Origin of the sequence: Celeribacter halophilus (assembly GCF_900114135.1) — a bacterium.
Taxonomy (GTDB): domain Bacteria; phylum Pseudomonadota; class Alphaproteobacteria; order Rhodobacterales; family Rhodobacteraceae; genus Celeribacter; species Celeribacter halophilus.
Map to the genome: position 1 here is coordinate 178624 of NZ_FORY01000004.1, position 17707 is coordinate 196330.

Here is a 17707-nt window from a genome sequence, read left to right on the forward strand (position 1 = left end):
AAGGCGCAATCATCGCAGAGTGTAAACTAAAACTCAACGCTGTGTTGGATTCTTCGCGTTTGTAACGCTTCCGTGAATGTCAGAGGTTATGACCTGTATTTACGACTCGAAAGGTGTGTCTCTTGCGGTTGATCGCTCCGGAATACTATGAGGTGAATATTGCAGGCGAACCGACGTGCCTGCCGATGCTACAGCTTGACGATCAACGGGCGATTGCGCTTCTGATGGACATCGAGATGGGCTTGGCCTTTGGCGACCGTGTCGGCAAGGCGCTGGCCGAGAAATTCGCCCCGCTCAAGCCCGAGGTTGTGATCGGCAGCGCGACGTTGGGCATTCCGGTGGCGATGGATGTTTCCCGCCATCTCGGACTGGACCAGTATGTCATCTTGCAGAAGTCTCCGAAATTCCACCTTGCCGATGCTTTGGAAGAGCCCGTCCGGTCCATCACCACGGACAAGCCCCAGAGATTGCTGCTGGATCGCAGGCAGATTTCGCTGCTGCAAGGCCGCCGCGTGGTGGTTGTGGATGACGTGATTGCCACTGGTGCAAGCATGTCGGCAGCGATGCGGCTGGTGCGGCGGGCGGGCGCAAAAATTCTCGCCGTCGGCTCCATTCTGACAGAGGGCAACCGCTGGCGCGAAGCCTTGGCGCAGGACGCCGCTCTGGTGCACCGGCTGGGCCACATTCCGCAATTCCGCATCGTTGACGGCGAAGCGCGCATTGATCTGAGCAGCGCGGACCCGAGCCTCGCCCCGACGCAACCACTCATGGCGGAATAGACACGACACTAGCGCGAAGACGGTTGGGAGGAGGCCAGATCGCATACGACACCACCCCAAAGGCACAACGCCTCCCCTTAACCGACAGGACCAACATCATGACCAACACCGCTCTTCCCGAGGAGAATGGCTCCAGCCTCTTTCCCCTCGTTCTCTCCATCGTCGCTGCCGCCGCAACAGGCGTGTTGTGGACCTATGCCAACCCGATCCAGCTTGTTCCGGGGATCATTCAATGGCGCATCTTTGCCTTCCTGCCGCCTTTGATCGGCATCCTTCTGGGGTGGAAGAGCGGGTTTATTTGCGGCTATCTCGGCACCATCATCTGGTCGCTTCTGGCGGGCACGTTTATTCCGGCCCATTCGCTGATCGTCGATGGTCTGGCCGTGGGTCTGACAGGTCTGGTTCCGGGGCTGTTGTTCAATCCTGCCACAACCACATTCGACAAAAAGACCCTGATCCGCATTGCGGCCGTATGTCTGGGTGTCGGTCTGGTGATGGTTGTTGCCGTCTCCGCAAGCCTTGCATTCCTCAACATCTTCCCCTTCTGGTGGGCTGTTGGCTATCTCGGCCTGTCGGACATTGTGCCGATGTTGATCGGGACGCCTCTGTTGGTGGCTTCCGCGCAGAAAATCCTGACTGCCGCACATCCGGCCGGCTTCAAGCGCTTCTGATTACATGTCATTTTTCTCTACACAAAACCTGACATTGGGGTTCGGCGCGTCCGAACCCCTTCTGTCTGATGTCACCTTTGACCTCGACCCCGCGCAACGCCTGTTGATCTGTGGCGCGACAGGGGCAGGCAAAACCACGTTGATGATGGCGCTGGCCGGCATCATCCCGAAAATCATTCCGAACCAGAGTTATTCCGGTCGGGTCTCTCTCGAAGGCCGCGCGCTGTCCGAAATGGGCAATGACGCGCTGTTCTCCCATATCGGTTTTGTGGCCCAGACCGTCGAAGACCAGCTTTGGGACCTTTCGGTCGAAGACATCATTGCCTTCCCGCTCGAAAACCGTGGCGTGGCGCGGGCCGAGGTCCGCGACCGTGTGCGGGATTTGATGGAACAGCTGGAACTGACCGAACTGGCCGGACGCCGCGTCCTGACCCTGTCGGGCGGTGAGCGGCGCATGGTGGTTCTTGCGGCGGCTCTGGCCCCTCATCCGAAGGTTCTGGTCCTTGACGAGCCGACGACCGGTCTTGATCCGGCGGCACGGCAGCGCCTGTGTCACGCTTTGTCACAGGCCGCAGAGACCGTGTCCTCCGTAATCATTGCGGAACAGGATCCGACCCATCTTGCCTCCGTCACAGAGCGTCTGGCCATTCTTTCGAAAGGCACACTGTCCCCGATCAGGCCTCTGCGCCCTGCGCTGGAGGAGACCGCGTTGTGGCAAGACGCCGGACTTCTGGCACCGCGCCGTCCGGCCCGCACCCGTGCCGCACAAAGTGTTGGCGCCGAATTGCTGGGCATTTCAAACCTGCGTACAAAGCTCACACGCGCTTCCGGCAAGCCGGTTCTGGACCAGCTTGAATTGACCCTGCGCGAAGGCGAAGTCTTGGGCGTTATCGGTCGCAATGGCGCGGGCAAGACCACGCTGATGCGCTCTGTTCTGGGCCTGTCCCCTGTCGCCTCGGGTGAAATCACGCTGGCTGGCACGCGGGCGGACGGATGGACCACGGCACGGCGGGCACGGTCTATCGCCTATGTACCGCAAAGCATGCGACAAATCCTGTTCCATATGACCGTCGCGGAAGAGGTGCGCTTCGCGCTCTCCATGGGTGACAGTCACGAGGAGGAAGAGACCCTGCTGGCCCGCTACGGCTTGGCCGGTCTGGGCGAGACGAACCCCTTCGCACTCTCCGCCCGCCAGCAAGGCCAGCTCGGGCTTGCCTGTGCCGATGCCAGTGGTGCGGTGATTGCCATCATTGACGAACCCCTGCTGGCACGTGATCTCGAAGGCCGCGCGCTTCTCGAAAAATTCCTTGAGCGGATGACACAGGCCGGACGCGCGGTGATGTTGGTGTCCCATGATCTGGAACTGGTGGACGATGTGTCGACCCGCCTTGTGATTGTCGGGGACGGGCACATTCCGTTCGACGGCACATGCGAGGACGGCTGGAACAGTCCGGCCTTTGCGGCGCTCGGCTGGCCCGCGCCCTACGCCGCTCAGAAGGAATGCGCCGAATGACCCGCTTGCATGACCTGAATTTCTTCGTGAAACTGGCCTTCGCCTTTGCCCTGATGACCGTCGCGTGGTTTGCGCCGAACTGGCAATATGGTGTGCCCTTTGCACTTTTGTGTCTGTTTGGTCTCTGGGTTACCAAAGTGCCCAAACTGCGCAGCTATCTCAAAGGGGCCGGATTGCTCACGGTGATGGTAATTGCAAGCTGGATGGTGAACCTCCTGCTGCAAGGCACCGCGCCGCTCGACGCGCTGGCGATTGCCGCCAAAATGGCCGCACGGCTGGTGGCCACGACGGCGCTGTTCTACTTCGTGATGGAAACCTCCAGCCCCGGTGCGATTTTGGCCGCCTGCTCTGCCGCGCGCCTGCCCGCCATTGTCACGCTGGTTCTGTCCCTGACCTTCGGAATTATCCCGATGCTCCGCGACGAGTTCGAGCGCATTGCCGACGCCCAGCGCGCCCGCGGCATGGAGATCGACAATGTGGGCCTTGTGAAAAAGCTCCGTTTTGCACTTGCGCGCGGGGTGCCGCTTCTGGTGCAAGCCATCCGCACCGCCCATGCCATCTCATTTTCACTGACCCTTTACGGCTTTGATCTGTCCCGCAAACGCACAACATGGCGCGAGGTGGGGTTGATGGTCGAGCCGCATATGTCCTGGAAGGATAAGACCCGATGACCGACAAAACCGCCCCCCAGACATGGACCGTGGATGTTCAAGGCTATTCTCTTGATCTCCCGATTGTGCCGATCAACCCCGACTTTGCCATCTCCCTGATGATGGTGATCGACCTTGGCGTGAAGTTTGGCGAGCATATCGGACGCTGCCTTGCGGAACAGATCGCGCCGCTTCAGCCCGACATCATCGTGGGGCCGGCAACCCTCGGCATTCCTGTGGCTATTGAGGTCACACGGGCGCTCGGGCTGGACAAATATGTGGTTTTGCAGAAATCCCCCAAACTTCACTTGTCCGATGCGCTGGAATACAAACTGACCTCGATCACATCCAAGGGTGAACAGCGCCTCCTGCTTGATCGGGCCGCGATCCCGCTCATCAAGGGCAAGCGCGTGGTGGTGGTCGATGATGTTGTGGCCTCCGGCTCCAGCCTCAAAGCGGCTCTCGAACTGGTCCGTCAGGCGGGCGGTGAAGTTGTCGGCGCGGGCGTTATTCTGACCGAAGCACAGGAATGGCGCAAAACACTGGGCGAGGATGTGAACCATCTCGTCTCCGTCGCGCATATCCCGCAATTCGCACCAGACGAGAACGGAAACTGGCAACCGATCGCGGGCACCTGAGGCCTCTTTCGGCGGGTGGAAACCGGCAATCGGTTCCCCCGCCAGAACACATCCATCGGCAAGGTCAAAGCGCAGATTTGCGCCAGGGCTTTGCCGACAGGCGTTTCTATTGCCGTGTTTATTCCGCGTAACGGTCTTGGAATGTGCGAATCCTTGCGGCGTTCACCCCTTGGTCACCGCGTCCGACTCTCGAAACGCTGCGCATATCGACACGGCTGCCATCGCCATCTGCCGTGACAACAACCACAATATCATCGGCAAAATGGAAGACCGGCGTATGGGCCGTCGCTTCGAAACGAAGACGCTCCGCATCCGACGCGACAATGTCCCATCCCATGTCTCTGCCGACGCTCAAGGCGCGCTCAAAGGCCTCTTTCGGGGACAGATCCGTGTTCAGAGGTGCGATGTCGGGATAGCCGGCCTCTTGCGCTGCGGCCAGGTCCGCTCCGCCGTATTCAAGCGTGTTTTTCGCCCCTGCACGGGTCTCATCCAACACTTCAAACACAGGCGGATTGACCGTGTCCGTCGAAATATCATGGATAGGTGGCGCTCTGAGGGGCGGATTGAGTGTTCCGGCGATCAAAGGCATCAGACAAGCCAGCCCGATGAGCGCGGCAAAGCCACCTGCGACAGCGCTGCCGCTTTCTTTGCGTATAAGATGAAGGACAAGTGCGAGAAGCCCTATTCCGGTCAGGATGGCCCCCAAAGGGTTGAGATAGGTTCGGTAAAGGCCAAACCCCACAATCGGCTCCCAAAACCCGAAGCGCGCCCCGAAGAGCATCACCCCCACGGCAATAGCGCCAACCAGAGCAATCAGGAGGGCAAATTTTCCGGCGTGTTTCATGAGGGCCATATTCCTTTTGTGGCCCAAGCCAACGGGATTTGTTCCGTTGTGTTAAAGCAGGCATAGCAAGCGAGGTTCACAGAACCAAGGCCGGATCAGCGCCAAGGGTGACGGATCAGGTCATCGTGATGAAAGCCCATGCGCAAAGGTTTAAAAACGGAACATATACGCCCATCATCTCGGTCCATCGGCAATGTGCATGAGCCGCCTGCCACCAATCGCGCGGGAGGCCGACAGTTCGCCTTGATCGTGCATGGAGGAAACGGGTATTGAGGAAGCCTCTGTTTTCCCGCAATGAAAGCTTCCCCATGCGCATCTGGATTCCCCTCATCGCCGCCGCGACCGCTTCTGCGGCCCCTGCTGTTGCCCAGACACAGGCCGAACTGGACCGCTTTGCCGAATTGTCGGCGCTCTACCAGAGCGCAACCATCGTCGGTGAGCCGAGTGTTGAACCTTGTATCCTGTCCCAAGGGGCCCAAGCGCATTGTATGAAGATCACCGTGGTCGCCGCGCCTTCCGATCACATTACAGGCCCCTATTGCCCTCTCAACATCAATGACACGGCCGAAGATGGTGGCACATGGTTTGTGGATGGTGAGGTGCGCGATGTGGATGGCGACTTCATCGCTAATCTTGCCGAGATCTATCAGGACGATGCGTGGCATATGTTTGATCCCGAAACCGGCGACATTTATGTCCGCAACAATGAAATCGGCTGTATCGTCGCGGGGGATCCCACCAACGAGACTGGGCAGCCGGACAATATCTGTGTTGATTGCAGCCTCGGCTTCATCGGCAAGACAGTGACACGGACCTATTTCATTCCGCTTTCGCCTGTCCCGACCGACGGGCAGAAGGGGGATGTTCACGGAGGTATCGGGGTGGCGCTGAATGGTGTGAAGGTCGAAGGCCCCGCGCCTCTTGAGCTTATCCTTGGCGAGCATACGCTGGGGCCGTTTGATGATTGTGGCGGGCATATCAACCCGAGCGAAGGCTATCACTACCACGGGATACAAGAAGACTGCGGTGCCCGCGCCGACGCCGCCTTGAGCGGTCATGCCGCGCGCCTTGGTGTCGCTCTGGACGGCTACGACCTCTATGACCAACACGACCTCGACGGCACGGAACCTGCCGATCTGGATGCTTGCCGCGGACATATGACCGAGGGGCTGGGCTATCACTATCACGTTGAGGCTGCGGGCACGAACGAGATCCTGCCTTGCCTGACCGCGCAAACCGGATGCAGTCTGGACGACCCCGACGCAAGCTGTAACGCCTCAATCGGTGGCGGCAGACCGGCAGGACCGCCGCCGCGCAACGACTAAAACCGACACGCTCGGCCTCTTCGCAACCTCATGGCAGCGCAGAGGCCGACAAGCTGCGCGTCAAAAAAACACGCGCTCGATTGCCCACCAGAGTCCGATCACGGCGATGACGGCAGAGACAGGGATAACGATGTAGGACCGATACCAGGGCTTTTGCCCGAAGGGCAGGCCCACCAACAGCAACGCGGCGCAGATCACGGACAGCTGCCCCAGTTCGACGCCGACGTTGAAGCCCACCAGACCGATCAGGAATTGCCCTGCGGGCAGGCCGACATCGCTCAGGACAGAGGCAAATCCCAGACCGTGCAGCAAGCCGAAGCCGAACACGACCGCAACCCGCGCAAGCGATATGGCGCCGCGATTTGCAAAGAGGATGTTCTCCAACGCCACATAGACAATCGAGACCGCAATGAGCGGTTCGACGATGCTGGCAGGAAGGGAGACGATGTTCAGGCTCGCCAAGGCCAGCGTGATACTATGGGCCAGCGTAAAGGCCGTTACCTGTGCCAGAATGGGTTTTATCCGCAAGGAGAACAGGAACAGGCCCAAAACGAACAGGATATGATCGGTGCCTTTGGGAACGATATGTTCGAAACCCGAGACGACGAAACGCACAAAAAGACTTGATGCGGATTGTTTGACAGGGGCGGCGCGAGGCATGAACTGGCTTTCCTGCCCGCCTTGCAAAAGCTCGGTGTAACCGTCGCCGTCTCCGCCTGCTTGGTGAATGCTGAAGGGGCCGAAGTCAGCGCGCCATGAAAAGCGCACGGGCGTGTCATCTGCGGGCAAGGCGGCGGTCATGGTCAGACTGCTGAACCTGAGTTGCAAGGGATCGCCAATCTCGGGCACCGTGACACTGTCCAAACTCAACTCGAGTCGGGTGTCTCCGGCATAAACGTGAAAGTTGGCGGAAATCACGTCCCAATTCTGGCGCAAGACCTCTTCCAGAGTGGCCGGATCACTGGTCCGCAAGTCCCGATACAGGCTGTTGACGCGCTCGGCATCCGCGTTGGATTTGGGATCAACCTGCGATATGGCGATGAGGGGTTCCAGAGCATCGCGGATCGTGATCTCGACATGATCGCTCTGCACCAGCGCGGAGATGACCGCAGGGTCCATCTGGTGACTGGCGGCGGGGGTGACAAAACCCAGCGCCATGACGCAGGCCAGCCACAACATGACGACAGGTTGCAGGGCTTTGCGAAAGTTTAGAAGATATTCCATGCGCGCACATCCTTGGTTGCAGACACCGAAAATTGCTCTGTGAGACATGCGGCATGAGCTTGGTCGCTTTGAGGGCCGCTGCACTTCTGGCGGTTTAACGCTGTGCTCCATAAAGATGCGCAGCACGCGCGACAAGTCATTCCGGCGCTCATCACGATGTCATGAACTTCGGCCACAAGAAACCCGCCCCCATGTCTGAGGGCGGGCCGGTTGTGCATAGGGCTATATGCCCGTGGGTTTTGCGACTGAGTTAGGCGAAATCCTCGCGCAGCCATTTGAACAGGGAAATGACCGACATCACCAAGATCGGCACCAAGGGCACAGCCACGACCACCGAGGCAGATTGCAGCGCCGAGAGCGTGTCTTTCCCGCCCACATAGAGCAGGGAAAGCGCCACGCAGGCCAGCACGATCGCCCACAGGAAACGGTGCCAGCGGGCGGGTTCATGACGCACGCCGTCTTCCTGACTGGCCACCGCCGCCAGCGTATAGGCGGAACTGTCCATTGTCGTTGCACCAAAGATAAAGGCCAGCACCACGAACACCAGCACAAGCAGCCAGCCCAGCGGCCAGATCCGGTCACCCAACAGCTTGATGGTCTGGATGATGGCTTCGGGCGCCTGCCCGTTGGCAATCATGGCGTTGACATCCATCGTCCCGTCCAGTTGGAAGAACATGGAGGTATTGCCCAGCACCGCAAAGAACAGCCAGCAGCCAATCGTGCCGGCCACAAGCTCGGCGGCGATCAGTTGCTGGAACGTGCGACCGCGGGAGATGCGGGCCACGAACAGACCCATAAAGGGCGCATAGGCGATCCACCACGCCCAATAGAACATGGTCCACCATTCCGAAAACGTGCCACTGGCCGCGACATAGGTTTCTCCGGCAGCCTGAGCGGCGAGAATGTTTTCTGCCTTGGTGACAGGGTCGGAGTTGAAGCTCATGGAAAGGTAATGCTCAAAGAACAAACCAATGGAATTGGTCAGCATATCAAGCTGGAACATCTTGGGACCAAACAAAAAGGCACAGCCCAGCAGGACACCCACAAGCCAGACATTGATGTCGGACAGAATGCGGATGCCTTTGTCGAGGCCGGTGTAAACGGAGAACCCGAACAACCCGCCCCAGACACAGATCACCGCAGCGTCCAGCATGAAGGTGCGCTCAATGCCCAGCAATTCCGACAAACCGGCAGAAAGCATGGGTGTTCCGAGGCCGATTGTGGTGCTGATGCCGCCGATCAGACCGAACATGAACATCACGTCGATCAGCTTGCCCGCGAAACCTTCCGACGCGTGGCCGATCACGCCCGAACAGGCGGTCGACAGACGCATGCTGGGTGTGGTGCGGTTCCACAGCGCATAGCCCAGAGGCAAGGCCGGAAGGCAATAGATCGACCAAGCGGCCACGCCCCAATGAAACAAACCATAGGCACCGGCCCATTCCAGCGCATCCTTGCTTTTCGGCTCAACACCAAAGGGCGGGCCTGCGTAATAATAGGCCCATTCGATTGTGCCCCAATACATGACACTCGACCCGATGCCCGCGCAAAACAGCATGGCGATCCAGCTCAGGGTGGAAAATTCCGGCGTGGCCTCAGCGCCGCCGAAGCGGACATTCGCATATTTTCCAAAGGCAAAATACAGTAGAACAGCCAGCGCGCCGATGGCGAACCACAAGAACATCCAACCAATAGTTTTCGTCACCCATGACAGGGCGGTGCCGAGCAGGGCCTTGCCCTCGGCGGGCCAAAGAACCAAAGGGGTGGCAAAGGCCAGTATGACGATAAACGCCATACCGAAGATCAGCTTGTCCACCTTTGGATCAGCAGTTTGTATGTCTTCCATATAGAAGGCTCCCGTGTTGTTTTTATAATGGGTATTGCGGCGTGCGTGTTGTGCGTAGGTGCCGAATGACGTGACGGCCGGACCGGCTCTTACAGGCCTGTTCGGGTCCAGCCCCAACGGTTCAGTCGCGCAGGAACGCGACTGTTCCGAGCGTTTTACAATGGCAGAAAATTGACCTCAACCCATTGTATTTGCTGTTATTTATGTGGCATTATCGGAGAACCTGTAGACAATGTTGTCAAAACAGCTTTCTGCAAAACCATAGGCAAAGCGCAGACCTTCCGCGCTGGCGTTGACGGAATGTTCCGCATCTCCGGGGATATAGATCGCAATCCCTTCCGAGATCGGATGCGCCACACCATCGACCGTCACAACGCCGGAGCCGCTCAAGCCGAAATAGAATTCCGCAGAACTGTGACGATGCGCCGGAAGCAGGCCTTCGGGGCCGTATTCGGCAATGCCGAAGACAAACTCCGGCGTTTCCCGTTGCTCTCCACCCATAAGCGTCCGCCAGCGCACGGTGCCATAAGCCGGATCATCGCCGCCCTCTTGCGGGACATGTTCGACATGCACGGAAAAGGCATCTCTTTTCCGGCATTGCATCTCCTCAAAATCGCACCCGTCCAAAATCTTACCATCGACGTCGATTTGTGATGTTTGATTAGGCTGCATCTCGCTGCCTTTCCCCTGTTTGTTGCCGCACTGCTATTTTTCTATTGACCCCAAATCTGCACAGCAATCTCCATAAGATATTCGTCATTATGCGCTGAGGTTATAATGATTTCCCGACACCTGCCCTTCGCCGGACTGACGGCATTCCGCGCAGCCGCGCTGCATAAAACCCTTGCGAAGGCGGGGGCTTCTCTCAACGTGTCGCAACCCGCGATGAGCCGGAGGTTGAAGGAACTGGAGAACGATCTCGGCTGTCCGCTGTTCGACCGATCGACCAAGCCCGTCTCGCTCACGCCGGAGGGGCGGGAGCTTCTGGACGCGTTGCAGCACGGGTTCGGAATTGTGGAGTCCACCACGGACCGGCTGCGCCAGAAAACGGCGGTTCCCTGCGTGACAATCACAGGGCCGACAGGGTTTCTGAACTACTGGTTCTTGCACAGGCTCAACGAGATCAATCAGGCCTTCCCCGACATCAACATCAAGGTGATCGACAGTGACACCAGTGGCTCGGACCTGATCGGTGATATTGATATCCGGTTCATCAGCTCGGCCAGCGACCAGCCTCTGCATCGAGAAGGTGAACAGATTTTTAACGAAGCCGTGTTTGCGGCGGCCAGCCCTGCCTATCTTGCGCAAAGAGGGGGCGTGGACCTGCGCCGCTTTACGCAGGATCTTGTCTTTCTCTCAGTCGATGCGGGGGACCGGTGGTATAGTTGGGATGTCTTTTTCAAGAACCTCGGCGCACCGGAGCAACACCCGCGCCGCAAGGTGGAGTTCAATTCCTATTCCCTGTTGGTCAATTCGATGCTCGCGGGACATGGCGTCGGTCTGGCATGGGAAGGGTTGCTGGACACCTATTTTGACACCGGCGCGCTGGTCCGGCTGAGCGATGTGCAGCTTGCGACGAACCGTGGCTACTACCTCTTTCTGCGCGACGACAGGAAAGCGAGTGCAAAGGTCCGGAAAGTGGGCGAATGGATACTGAGCGCAGCGACAGCCGAGCATAGCATAGCGGTATAAAACGCCCTCCCCGTCCCGCGCCACAGAGATGGGGCCAAAGACAGGAAGGGCGCAAAGGGGTCAGGCCGTTTGCGTCAGTCTTTCAACGACGAGAGAAATTGCTGAAGCTCCGTGGTTTTCGGATTTTCGAACAGCTCCGACGGATGCCCCGTTTCATGCACCAGACCCTGATGCATGAACACAACGCGATCACTCACTTTGCGGGCAAAGTTCATCTCATGGGTCACCATGAGAAGCGTCATCCCCTCATTGGCAAGCCCTTCGACCACGCGCAGCACTTCGCCCACAAGTTCGGGGTCCAGCGCCGAGGTTACCTCGTCACAGAGCAGCACCTTCGGCTCCATCGCCAAGGCGCGCGCAATCGCGACACGCTGTTGCTGCCCGCCGGAAAGCTGGTCAGGCATGGCATCGAATTTGTCCTCCAGCCCCACACGTTCCAACAGCTTTGTTGCTATCTCTTCGGCGGCGGCCTTGTCGCGTTTTTTGACCAGCGTTGGTGCGAGCATGATGTTGCGCCCCACGGTCAGATGCGGAAAGAGGTTGAAGCTCTGGAAAATCATCCCCACGCTTTGACGCAGTTCGCGCATCGCCGTGGCATTGTCATACAAAAGGGATTTGCCATCGACGGACAGCCCCCCTTCCTGAAACATTTCCAGCCCGTTGATACAGCGCAGCAATGTGGATTTCCCCGAGCCGCTTCGCCCGATGATCGAGATCACTTCGCCACGCGCCACGCGCAGGTCGATGCCCTTGAGGACTTCCGTGGAGCCGTAGGACTTCCGCAGCCCGGCAATGTCTACGATTGTGGGAACGGCATGGGATTCAGCGGCTAACGGCATGCGTTTTCCTTTCAAGATAGCGGGCATAGGCACTGATCGGATAGCACATGATAAAATACATCAATCCGACACAGGCGAAGACGGTAAAGGGTTCATAGGTGACATTGGCGATCATGTTTCCGGCGCGGGTCAGTTCTACGAACCCCACGACAGAGGCCAGCGCCGTGCCTTTGATGACCTGCACGAGAAACCCGACAGTCGGCGGGATCGCAATGCGCAGGGCTTGGGGCGCAATGATATAGCGCATCTGTTCACCAAAACTCAGCGCAAGACTGGCGGAGGCTTCCCACTGGCCTTTCGGAATCGAGGCCACGCAGCCACGCCAGATTTCCGCGAGGAAGGCCGAGGTATAGAGCGTCAGTGCCAGAGACACAGAGACCCAGACCGAGACCTCCACCCCAAACAGGCGCAGACCGAAATAGCTCAGGAAAAGCTGCATCAGAAGCGGTGTACCCTGAAACAGTTGCACATAGATGGCGAAGGGAAGCTTGAACGCGCCGGGGCGCCACAGCCGCAGCAAAAGCCAGAACAGCCCGACCAGCCCGCCACCGACAAAGGCGATCAGCGACAGAAGAACCGTCCATTGCGCCGCGATGATGAGGTTTCGCAGGATATCCCATAGTGTAAAATCGACCATGATCTCACCTTCCGAAGATGAAACGCGGTCCGGCCCAATTGAGCAGGCTACGGACCATGAGGGCCAGGACAAGATAGATTGCCGTGGCAATGATATAGGCTTCGAAGGTTCTGAACGTGTTGGCCGAGATCACATTGGCCGCATAGCTCAGTTCTTCGGTCGCGATCTGACCGCAGACCGCAGAGCCCAGCATGACAATCACGATCTGGCTCACCAGCGCGGGCCAGACCTTTTTCAACGCAGGCGGCAGCACGACGCGGGTGAAAATCTGGAATTTGGAGAGCGCCAGCGACAGCGCCGCTTCGATCTGTCCTTTCGGCGTGGCCAGAAGCCCTGCGCGAATGATCTCGGTCCCGTAGGCGCCGAGGTTCAACACCAGAGCGATGCCCGAAGCCACAGGCGGCGAAAAGCGCACCCCCAGAGCCGGCAATCCGAAGAAGATAAAGAACAGCTGCACAATGAAGGGTGTATTGCGCATCAGTTCTACATAGGCGGCAACCGGAATTGCCAACCATTTGGGGCCTTCAGTGCGCACCCATGCACAGGCAACTGCGACCGTCAGGCCAACGACGATCGCAATCGCCGTTAGCCCAAGTGTCCAGATGACGCCCGTAACCAACATGGGCCAGTCCTGAAAGACGGCCAGAAAATTGAGTTCTACTGTCATCTTTACGACCTTAACGGAGTCTTATTCGGTCAACGGCAGGTCGCCAGCGGCCTTGCCCAACCACTTCTGGCTCATCGCATCAATCGTGCCGTCGGCTTTGGCCGCCAGAATGATCTCGTTGACCTTGCCACGCAGCGCATCCTGTTCTTTGGCGATACCAACGAAACAGGGGCTTTCCTTGATGATCTTTTTCAACTCGGCATCAAGATGCGGGTTCTTCTTGGCCATCAGGGCCGCATTCGAGGTCGAGGTTGCGATCACATCGGTCTGACCGGCCACAAACGCGGCTGTCGCAGAGGCCTGATCTTCGTAACGTTTGAAGATCATGCCATCCGGCCCGAGCTTCGCCAGTTCCGGCTCCTCCATAGCGCCTTTCGCCACGGCGATGGTTTTGCCGTCGAGATCGTCAAAGGTTTCAATCGCCATGGATTTCGGACCGTAGACGGCTTGGAAGAACGGTGCATAGGCGTGGGTGAAGTCGATGACTTCCATCCGCTCGGCGTTTTTCCCCAAGGTGGAAATCACCAAATCGACCTGACCAGTTTGCAGGTAAGGAATCCGGTTGGCGCTGGTCACTGGCACCATTTTAAGCTCTACGCCCAATTTTTCAGCAATGAGCGAAGCCATATCGATGTCGAGCCCCTGCGACTCAAGGTTCAGACCAACGAATCCATAGGGCGGGTAATCTGTCGGAACGGCGATGCGGATGACGCCCGAGCTCATGACGTTTTCAAGAGCATCCTGAGCCTGAGCGGCAGCACCGGCGAAAGTCACCAGCGCTGCGGTGCCGGCAAGAAAGAAACGGCGATTAAGTGTCATTTTTAGTTCCCTGTAGTGCTTGAAAGCCAACTATAGACCGGCGCAATGGTCCTCTGGCTCTGTTATTTCATACTTCATTTGACCACAGCCCGCGCCTGCGCTCCGGTCAATGATCGGCGGACATGCCGACCAACGCATAGGATCCGGCCTCTCGTCTGGAGGAGGGAAAAGACCGCCGCGGTTTTGCGTAAATCCTACTTGTAACAAACATTGTCTATTCGTATTGTGAATTGTCAACACACAAACTCATAACGAAAACGCATAGAGTTTCGGCCGGATACGGGAGGTGGAGATATGAAAAGCGACCTCACATTGCGCGAGTTGGAAGTGCTGCGCGCTCTGATGGATCACAACACAGCCACCGCTGCGGCGGAAGCCTTGGGCCTGTCGCAACCCGCGATCAGCCGGACCCTGTCCCAGATGGAAGCCACTCTTGGCCGCAAACTTTTTCTACGCGAAGGCGGGCGGCTGCTGCCCACAGACGAGGCGCGCAAGATCGACTCGGAGCTGGATGTCATATTCGCCGCGATCTCGCGTATCGAAACGCAATCGACCGACCTGCCCCCTTCCGAGCGGCCCATGTATCTGGCCACACCACCGACCATCGGGCACGGGTTCCTCCCGCTGGTCATGGCCGAGTTCAACCGACGCTTCCCGCGCCAGAAAATCGTGGCTGACATCGGCTCCAGCGACAGCCTCGTCACCCAAGTGGCCGAAGGGCGCTTCGATCTGGCTCTGGTTGACAGCGAGCCGAACCACCCCGGTGTTTGGGCCGAGGCCTTTCGCACCTCCGATCTGGTCTGTGTGATGCGCCGCGACAATCCTCTGGCGGAGCGCGATGTCATCACCCCGCGCGATCTGGACGGGCAGCCCTTTGTCGCCCAGACGCGCCGCCACACGGTTCGCGCCGCCCAAGACGGTGTGCTGGCCGCCGCCAATGCCCATCCCGATGCCATTTTCGAGGTCGGCACCGTCGTGCTTGCCACGCAGCTTGTGCTGCAAGGCGCGGGCGTGGCGCTGATCAACCCTTTCCCGACGATTTTGCGACTCGATCCGGCGCTCTGTGCGCGCCCCTTCCGGCCGCGTGTTGCCATGCGGACCTGGTTCATGACGCCAGCCTCCAGCCGCCCGAGCGCGGCCGTGTTGGCCTTCATGAAACTGGTGCGCGAAACTGTTGCCTCACAAAAAGGATATTTCGAATGACCGCCCCCCTGCGCCCCGGACCAGACACGCTCACCTCGCTGGACCATCTGATCGGGTTCAACACCACCAGCCGCAATTCCAACCTCGCGCTGATTGACTGGGCCGAGGCCGAGCTGACTGCCCTTGGTGCGCGCTGCGAGCGCGTGTTCGACGCCACGGGCACAAAAGCCAGCCTCTGGGCCACATTCGGTCCGACCGACACGCCCGGCTGGGTGCTTTCGGGACACACGGATACGGTGCCTGTTGACGGGCAGGACTGGGCCACAAATCCGCACAAGTTGCACGCAGAGGGCGATTATCTTTACGGGCGCGGCACATGTGACATGAAAGGCTTTCTCGCCTGTTGCATGGGAATGGCACCGAAAATCTCCAAGATGGATTTGCGCGTGCCCATTCATTTCGCCTTTTCCTATGATGAGGAACTGGGCTGCATCGGTGTGCGCGGGCTACTGGAAGAACTCGCCAGCCGCCCCGTCAAACCGCTGGCCTGTGTGGTCGGAGAACCGACTTCGATGGCCGTGGTGATCGGGCACAAATCCAAACGCAGCTTTCACGTTACCGTCAAAGGCACCCCCGGTCATTCCTCGCGCGCGCCGGAATTCGTCAATGCCGTGGAATATGGCGCAAGGCTGATAGTAAAAATGCAGGAAATCGGCCGCCGTCTGGGGACGGGGGCGTCCGACACTATGTATGACATCCCTCATTCCACCGCCCATGTCGGCACCGGCCACGGGGGCACCGCACTCAATATCGTGCCGGAGGTCTTCGAGATGGATCTGGAATTCCGCACCATTGCCGCCGATGATCCCGATGCCTTGGCCGATGAGTTGAAAGCCTATGCCAGCGATGTCCTTCTGCCCGAAATGCGCGCGGTTGATACCAGCGCGGATATTGTCTTTACCCCTCTGGCGGCCTTCCCCGGCGTTGACACCGCCCAAGATGACCCTGTCGCGCAATCCGCGATGCGGTTTGCGGGATCCAACGAGGTCAAGAAAGTCGCTTTCGGCACAGAAGGCGGGCTGTTTCAAACCATTCTCGGCATTCCCACGATCATCTGCGGCCCCGGCTCTATCGCTCAAGCGCACCGCCCGAACGAGTTCATCGCCGTGGATCAACTCGCCCGCTGCGAGACCTTCATCGACCGTTTGATCGAAGAGTGCGTCTGAGCACGCGGCGTGTCTTGAGCGAGATGCGGCGGCGGTGAGGGCATGGGAGGTGGCTGTCGCAGCCCTCTCACCGCCGTCCCAACACCCGCGCGAAAGGCACGGTGGCCCATGCGCGGTAGGTGTTCCGGCCCACGACCTTGACCAGAATCCCGTCCTCCACGGCGCGATCGATGAGCTTGAGCGCCCCGCGCGGGCTGATGTCGAGACGTGCGGCCACTTCGCCGCTGGAGACAATCGGCTGCACCATCAAAAGCCGCATCAATTCGGGGGTTTTGGAGCTGCCGTGGGCACTGGCTTCAAGCTTGCGCGCATGGTCCAGAAACCTGCAATGCAGGGCAAGCGATCCGACGGCGCGTTCAAGACTGTGTGTCAGCCCCGCCACCAGATCAGCCACCCGTTCCGGACGCATCACCGACCAGAGCCGGAACCCGTTGTCCACCAGCGCGACAGAAGGCTGCACCACCCAGTTGCCACGCGGCGCTGCGATCAGATGCCTTGGGGCCTCGACCTCTCCCAGCATGAACCGCCCCGACCCGCGCAAGCTGTGATCTGCGGCGACGAAAGCCAGCCGCTCGACAGAGGGCGCCTGCCCTTCCGTGAATTCGCTGACCAGTTGCGCGACTGCGATGGCCCCGAGAATGGGGCTTTCCGCATCGCGCAAGGCGGTCTGGATGCGGGCGCAATCCGCGGTTGTGAAGGGCGCGTCGCCGGTCACCTCGCGCATGGAGAGCGCCCAGATGCGGCTCATCACCTCTTCGGTCATATGCAGAAGATCCCCCGGCGAATGCAGCCCGCGCAAAATCCCCGCCGCAGAGAGTGCCGCACGGTCCTGATCAGGATCGCCAACCTCGGCACGGAAATCCCGCACCAGAAGCGTCTCGGGCCGGACGGGCAAATCTTCAAGCCATGCCGAAGCGCAGGCCTCCTGCACAGCTGCCTCGGCGCGCCAAAGCATCGCAAGCTCCGCATCGGCCCGCAACGCGCCCTCCAGCCGCGCCGCAAGGATTTCGGCGCGGTAAACGTCAGCGAGAGACATGATTGTCGCTCCGTTATCCATCCGCTCTTGGTCCGCCATCCGCCCCATGCTCCGCGCCTCCTGCGCTCTCTTGTCTCTCACACACAGGTAAGGACATTTTGCGGAATGATAAAAGGGTTTTTGTTCCGCTAATCTGCGTTTTAAGCCGAATTATGCGG

At 59.1% G+C, this 17707-nt stretch carries 18 protein-coding genes; 9 read left to right on the plus strand and 9 right to left on the minus strand.

From position 1 onward, the window contains the following. Positions 1-122 precede the first annotated feature (122 nt). The 5 genes from BM152_RS05455 (at position 123) to BM152_RS05475 (ending at position 4251) form a co-directional block, all read left to right on the plus strand. On the plus strand, positions 123-779 hold the full coding sequence (locus tag BM152_RS05455; RefSeq protein WP_066601418.1) for a phosphoribosyltransferase family protein: 657 nt from the start codon (positions 123-125) through the stop codon (positions 777-779). 98 nt (positions 780-877) lie between these two features. Then, complete coding sequence (locus tag BM152_RS05460; protein ID WP_066601417.1) at positions 878-1450, plus strand: aminotriazole resistance protein; 573 nt, start codon at positions 878-880, stop codon at positions 1448-1450. Positions 1451-1454: 4 nt separating this feature from the next. Beyond that, positions 1455-2963 carry an ABC transporter ATP-binding protein gene (locus tag BM152_RS05465; RefSeq protein WP_066601416.1) on the plus strand — a complete coding sequence of 503 codons (1509 nt, stop codon included), beginning with the start codon at positions 1455-1457 and terminating at the stop codon, positions 2961-2963. Continuing rightward, positions 2960-3634 carry an energy-coupling factor transporter transmembrane component T family protein gene (locus BM152_RS05470; RefSeq protein WP_066601414.1) on the plus strand — a complete coding sequence of 225 codons (675 nt, stop codon included), beginning with the start codon at positions 2960-2962 and terminating at the stop codon, positions 3632-3634. Before BM152_RS05465 ends, BM152_RS05470 begins: the two co-directional genes overlap by 4 nt. After that, on the plus strand, positions 3631-4251 hold the full coding sequence (locus BM152_RS05475; protein WP_066601413.1) for a phosphoribosyltransferase family protein: 621 nt from the start codon (positions 3631-3633) through the stop codon (positions 4249-4251). The genes BM152_RS05470 and BM152_RS05475 overlap by 4 nt, the downstream gene beginning before the upstream one ends. Positions 4252-4369: 118 nt before the next feature. Here the strand turns inward: BM152_RS05475 and BM152_RS05480 are convergent, their stop codons facing one another. Further along, positions 4370-5095: a DUF1499 domain-containing protein gene (locus BM152_RS05480; RefSeq protein WP_066601410.1), complete on the minus strand. Its 726-nt coding sequence runs from the start codon at positions 5093-5095 to the stop codon at positions 4370-4372. Positions 5096-5403: 308 nt separating this feature from the next. Between BM152_RS05480 and BM152_RS05485 the strand changes: the two genes are divergently transcribed. Continuing rightward, positions 5404-6420, plus strand: coding sequence for a YHYH protein (locus BM152_RS05485; protein WP_066601409.1), 1017 nt, complete (start codon positions 5404-5406; stop codon positions 6418-6420). Between the two features lie 60 nt (positions 6421-6480). On the opposite strand, the gene BM152_RS05490 is transcribed toward BM152_RS05485, so the two are convergent. From BM152_RS05490 to BM152_RS05500, 3 genes are all read right to left on the minus strand, one after another. Further along, positions 6481-7644, minus strand: coding sequence for a HupE/UreJ family protein (locus BM152_RS05490; RefSeq protein ID WP_066601408.1), 1164 nt, complete (start codon positions 7642-7644; stop codon positions 6481-6483). Positions 7645-7894: 250 nt separating this feature from the next. Then, positions 7895-9490 (minus strand): BCCT family transporter, encoded by a 1596-nt coding sequence (locus BM152_RS05495; RefSeq protein WP_066601406.1) that lies wholly within the window; start codon positions 9488-9490, stop codon positions 7895-7897. Positions 9491-9691: 201 nt separating this feature from the next. Beyond that, a complete protein-coding gene (locus BM152_RS05500) occupies positions 9692-10162 on the minus strand; it encodes a cupin domain-containing protein (RefSeq protein WP_231730497.1) in 471 nt (156 codons plus the stop codon). A gap of 105 nt (positions 10163-10267) precedes the next feature. Here BM152_RS05500 and BM152_RS05505 point away from each other — a divergent pair, with 105 nt between their 5' ends. Then, positions 10268-11182, plus strand: a complete 915-nt coding sequence (locus BM152_RS05505) for a LysR family transcriptional regulator (RefSeq protein ID WP_066601404.1) — start codon at positions 10268-10270, stop codon at positions 11180-11182. A gap of 74 nt (positions 11183-11256) precedes the next feature. Here the strand turns inward: BM152_RS05505 and BM152_RS05510 are convergent, their stop codons facing one another. The 4 genes from BM152_RS05510 to BM152_RS05525 are packed head-to-tail and all read right to left on the minus strand — an operon-like array spanning position 11257 to position 14144. Then, complete coding sequence (locus tag BM152_RS05510; RefSeq protein WP_231730496.1) at positions 11257-12021, minus strand: amino acid ABC transporter ATP-binding protein; 765 nt, start codon at positions 12019-12021, stop codon at positions 11257-11259. Then, the gene (locus BM152_RS05515; RefSeq protein WP_066601395.1) at positions 12005-12658 is read right to left on the minus strand and encodes an amino acid ABC transporter permease; all 654 of its coding nucleotides are present in this window, start codon (positions 12656-12658) and stop codon (positions 12005-12007) included. Before BM152_RS05515 ends, BM152_RS05510 begins: the two co-directional genes overlap by 17 nt. A gap of 4 nt (positions 12659-12662) precedes the next feature. Beyond that, the gene (locus BM152_RS05520) at positions 12663-13325 is read right to left on the minus strand and encodes an amino acid ABC transporter permease (RefSeq protein ID WP_066601392.1); all 663 of its coding nucleotides are present in this window, start codon (positions 13323-13325) and stop codon (positions 12663-12665) included. A 21-nt stretch (positions 13326-13346) separates the two neighbouring features. Next, a complete protein-coding gene (locus BM152_RS05525; RefSeq protein ID WP_066601390.1) occupies positions 13347-14144 on the minus strand; it encodes a transporter substrate-binding domain-containing protein in 798 nt (265 codons plus the stop codon). Positions 14145-14438: 294 nt separating this feature from the next. Between BM152_RS05525 and BM152_RS05530 the strand changes: the two genes are divergently transcribed. Both BM152_RS05530 and argE read left to right on the plus strand, forming a co-directional pair. Beyond that, a complete protein-coding gene (locus BM152_RS05530) occupies positions 14439-15347 on the plus strand; it encodes a LysR family transcriptional regulator (protein ID WP_066601388.1) in 909 nt (302 codons plus the stop codon). Beyond that, positions 15344-16513, plus strand: coding sequence for an acetylornithine deacetylase (gene argE, locus BM152_RS05535; RefSeq protein ID WP_066601384.1), 1170 nt, complete (start codon positions 15344-15346; stop codon positions 16511-16513). The genes BM152_RS05530 and argE overlap by 4 nt, the downstream gene beginning before the upstream one ends. Positions 16514-16580: 67 nt before the next feature. On the opposite strand, the gene BM152_RS05540 is transcribed toward argE, so the two are convergent. After that, entirely contained in the window at positions 16581-17549 is a 969-nt protein-coding gene (locus tag BM152_RS05540; RefSeq protein WP_158527944.1) for a helix-turn-helix domain-containing protein, read from the minus strand. Positions 17550-17707: the final 158 nt, after the last annotated feature.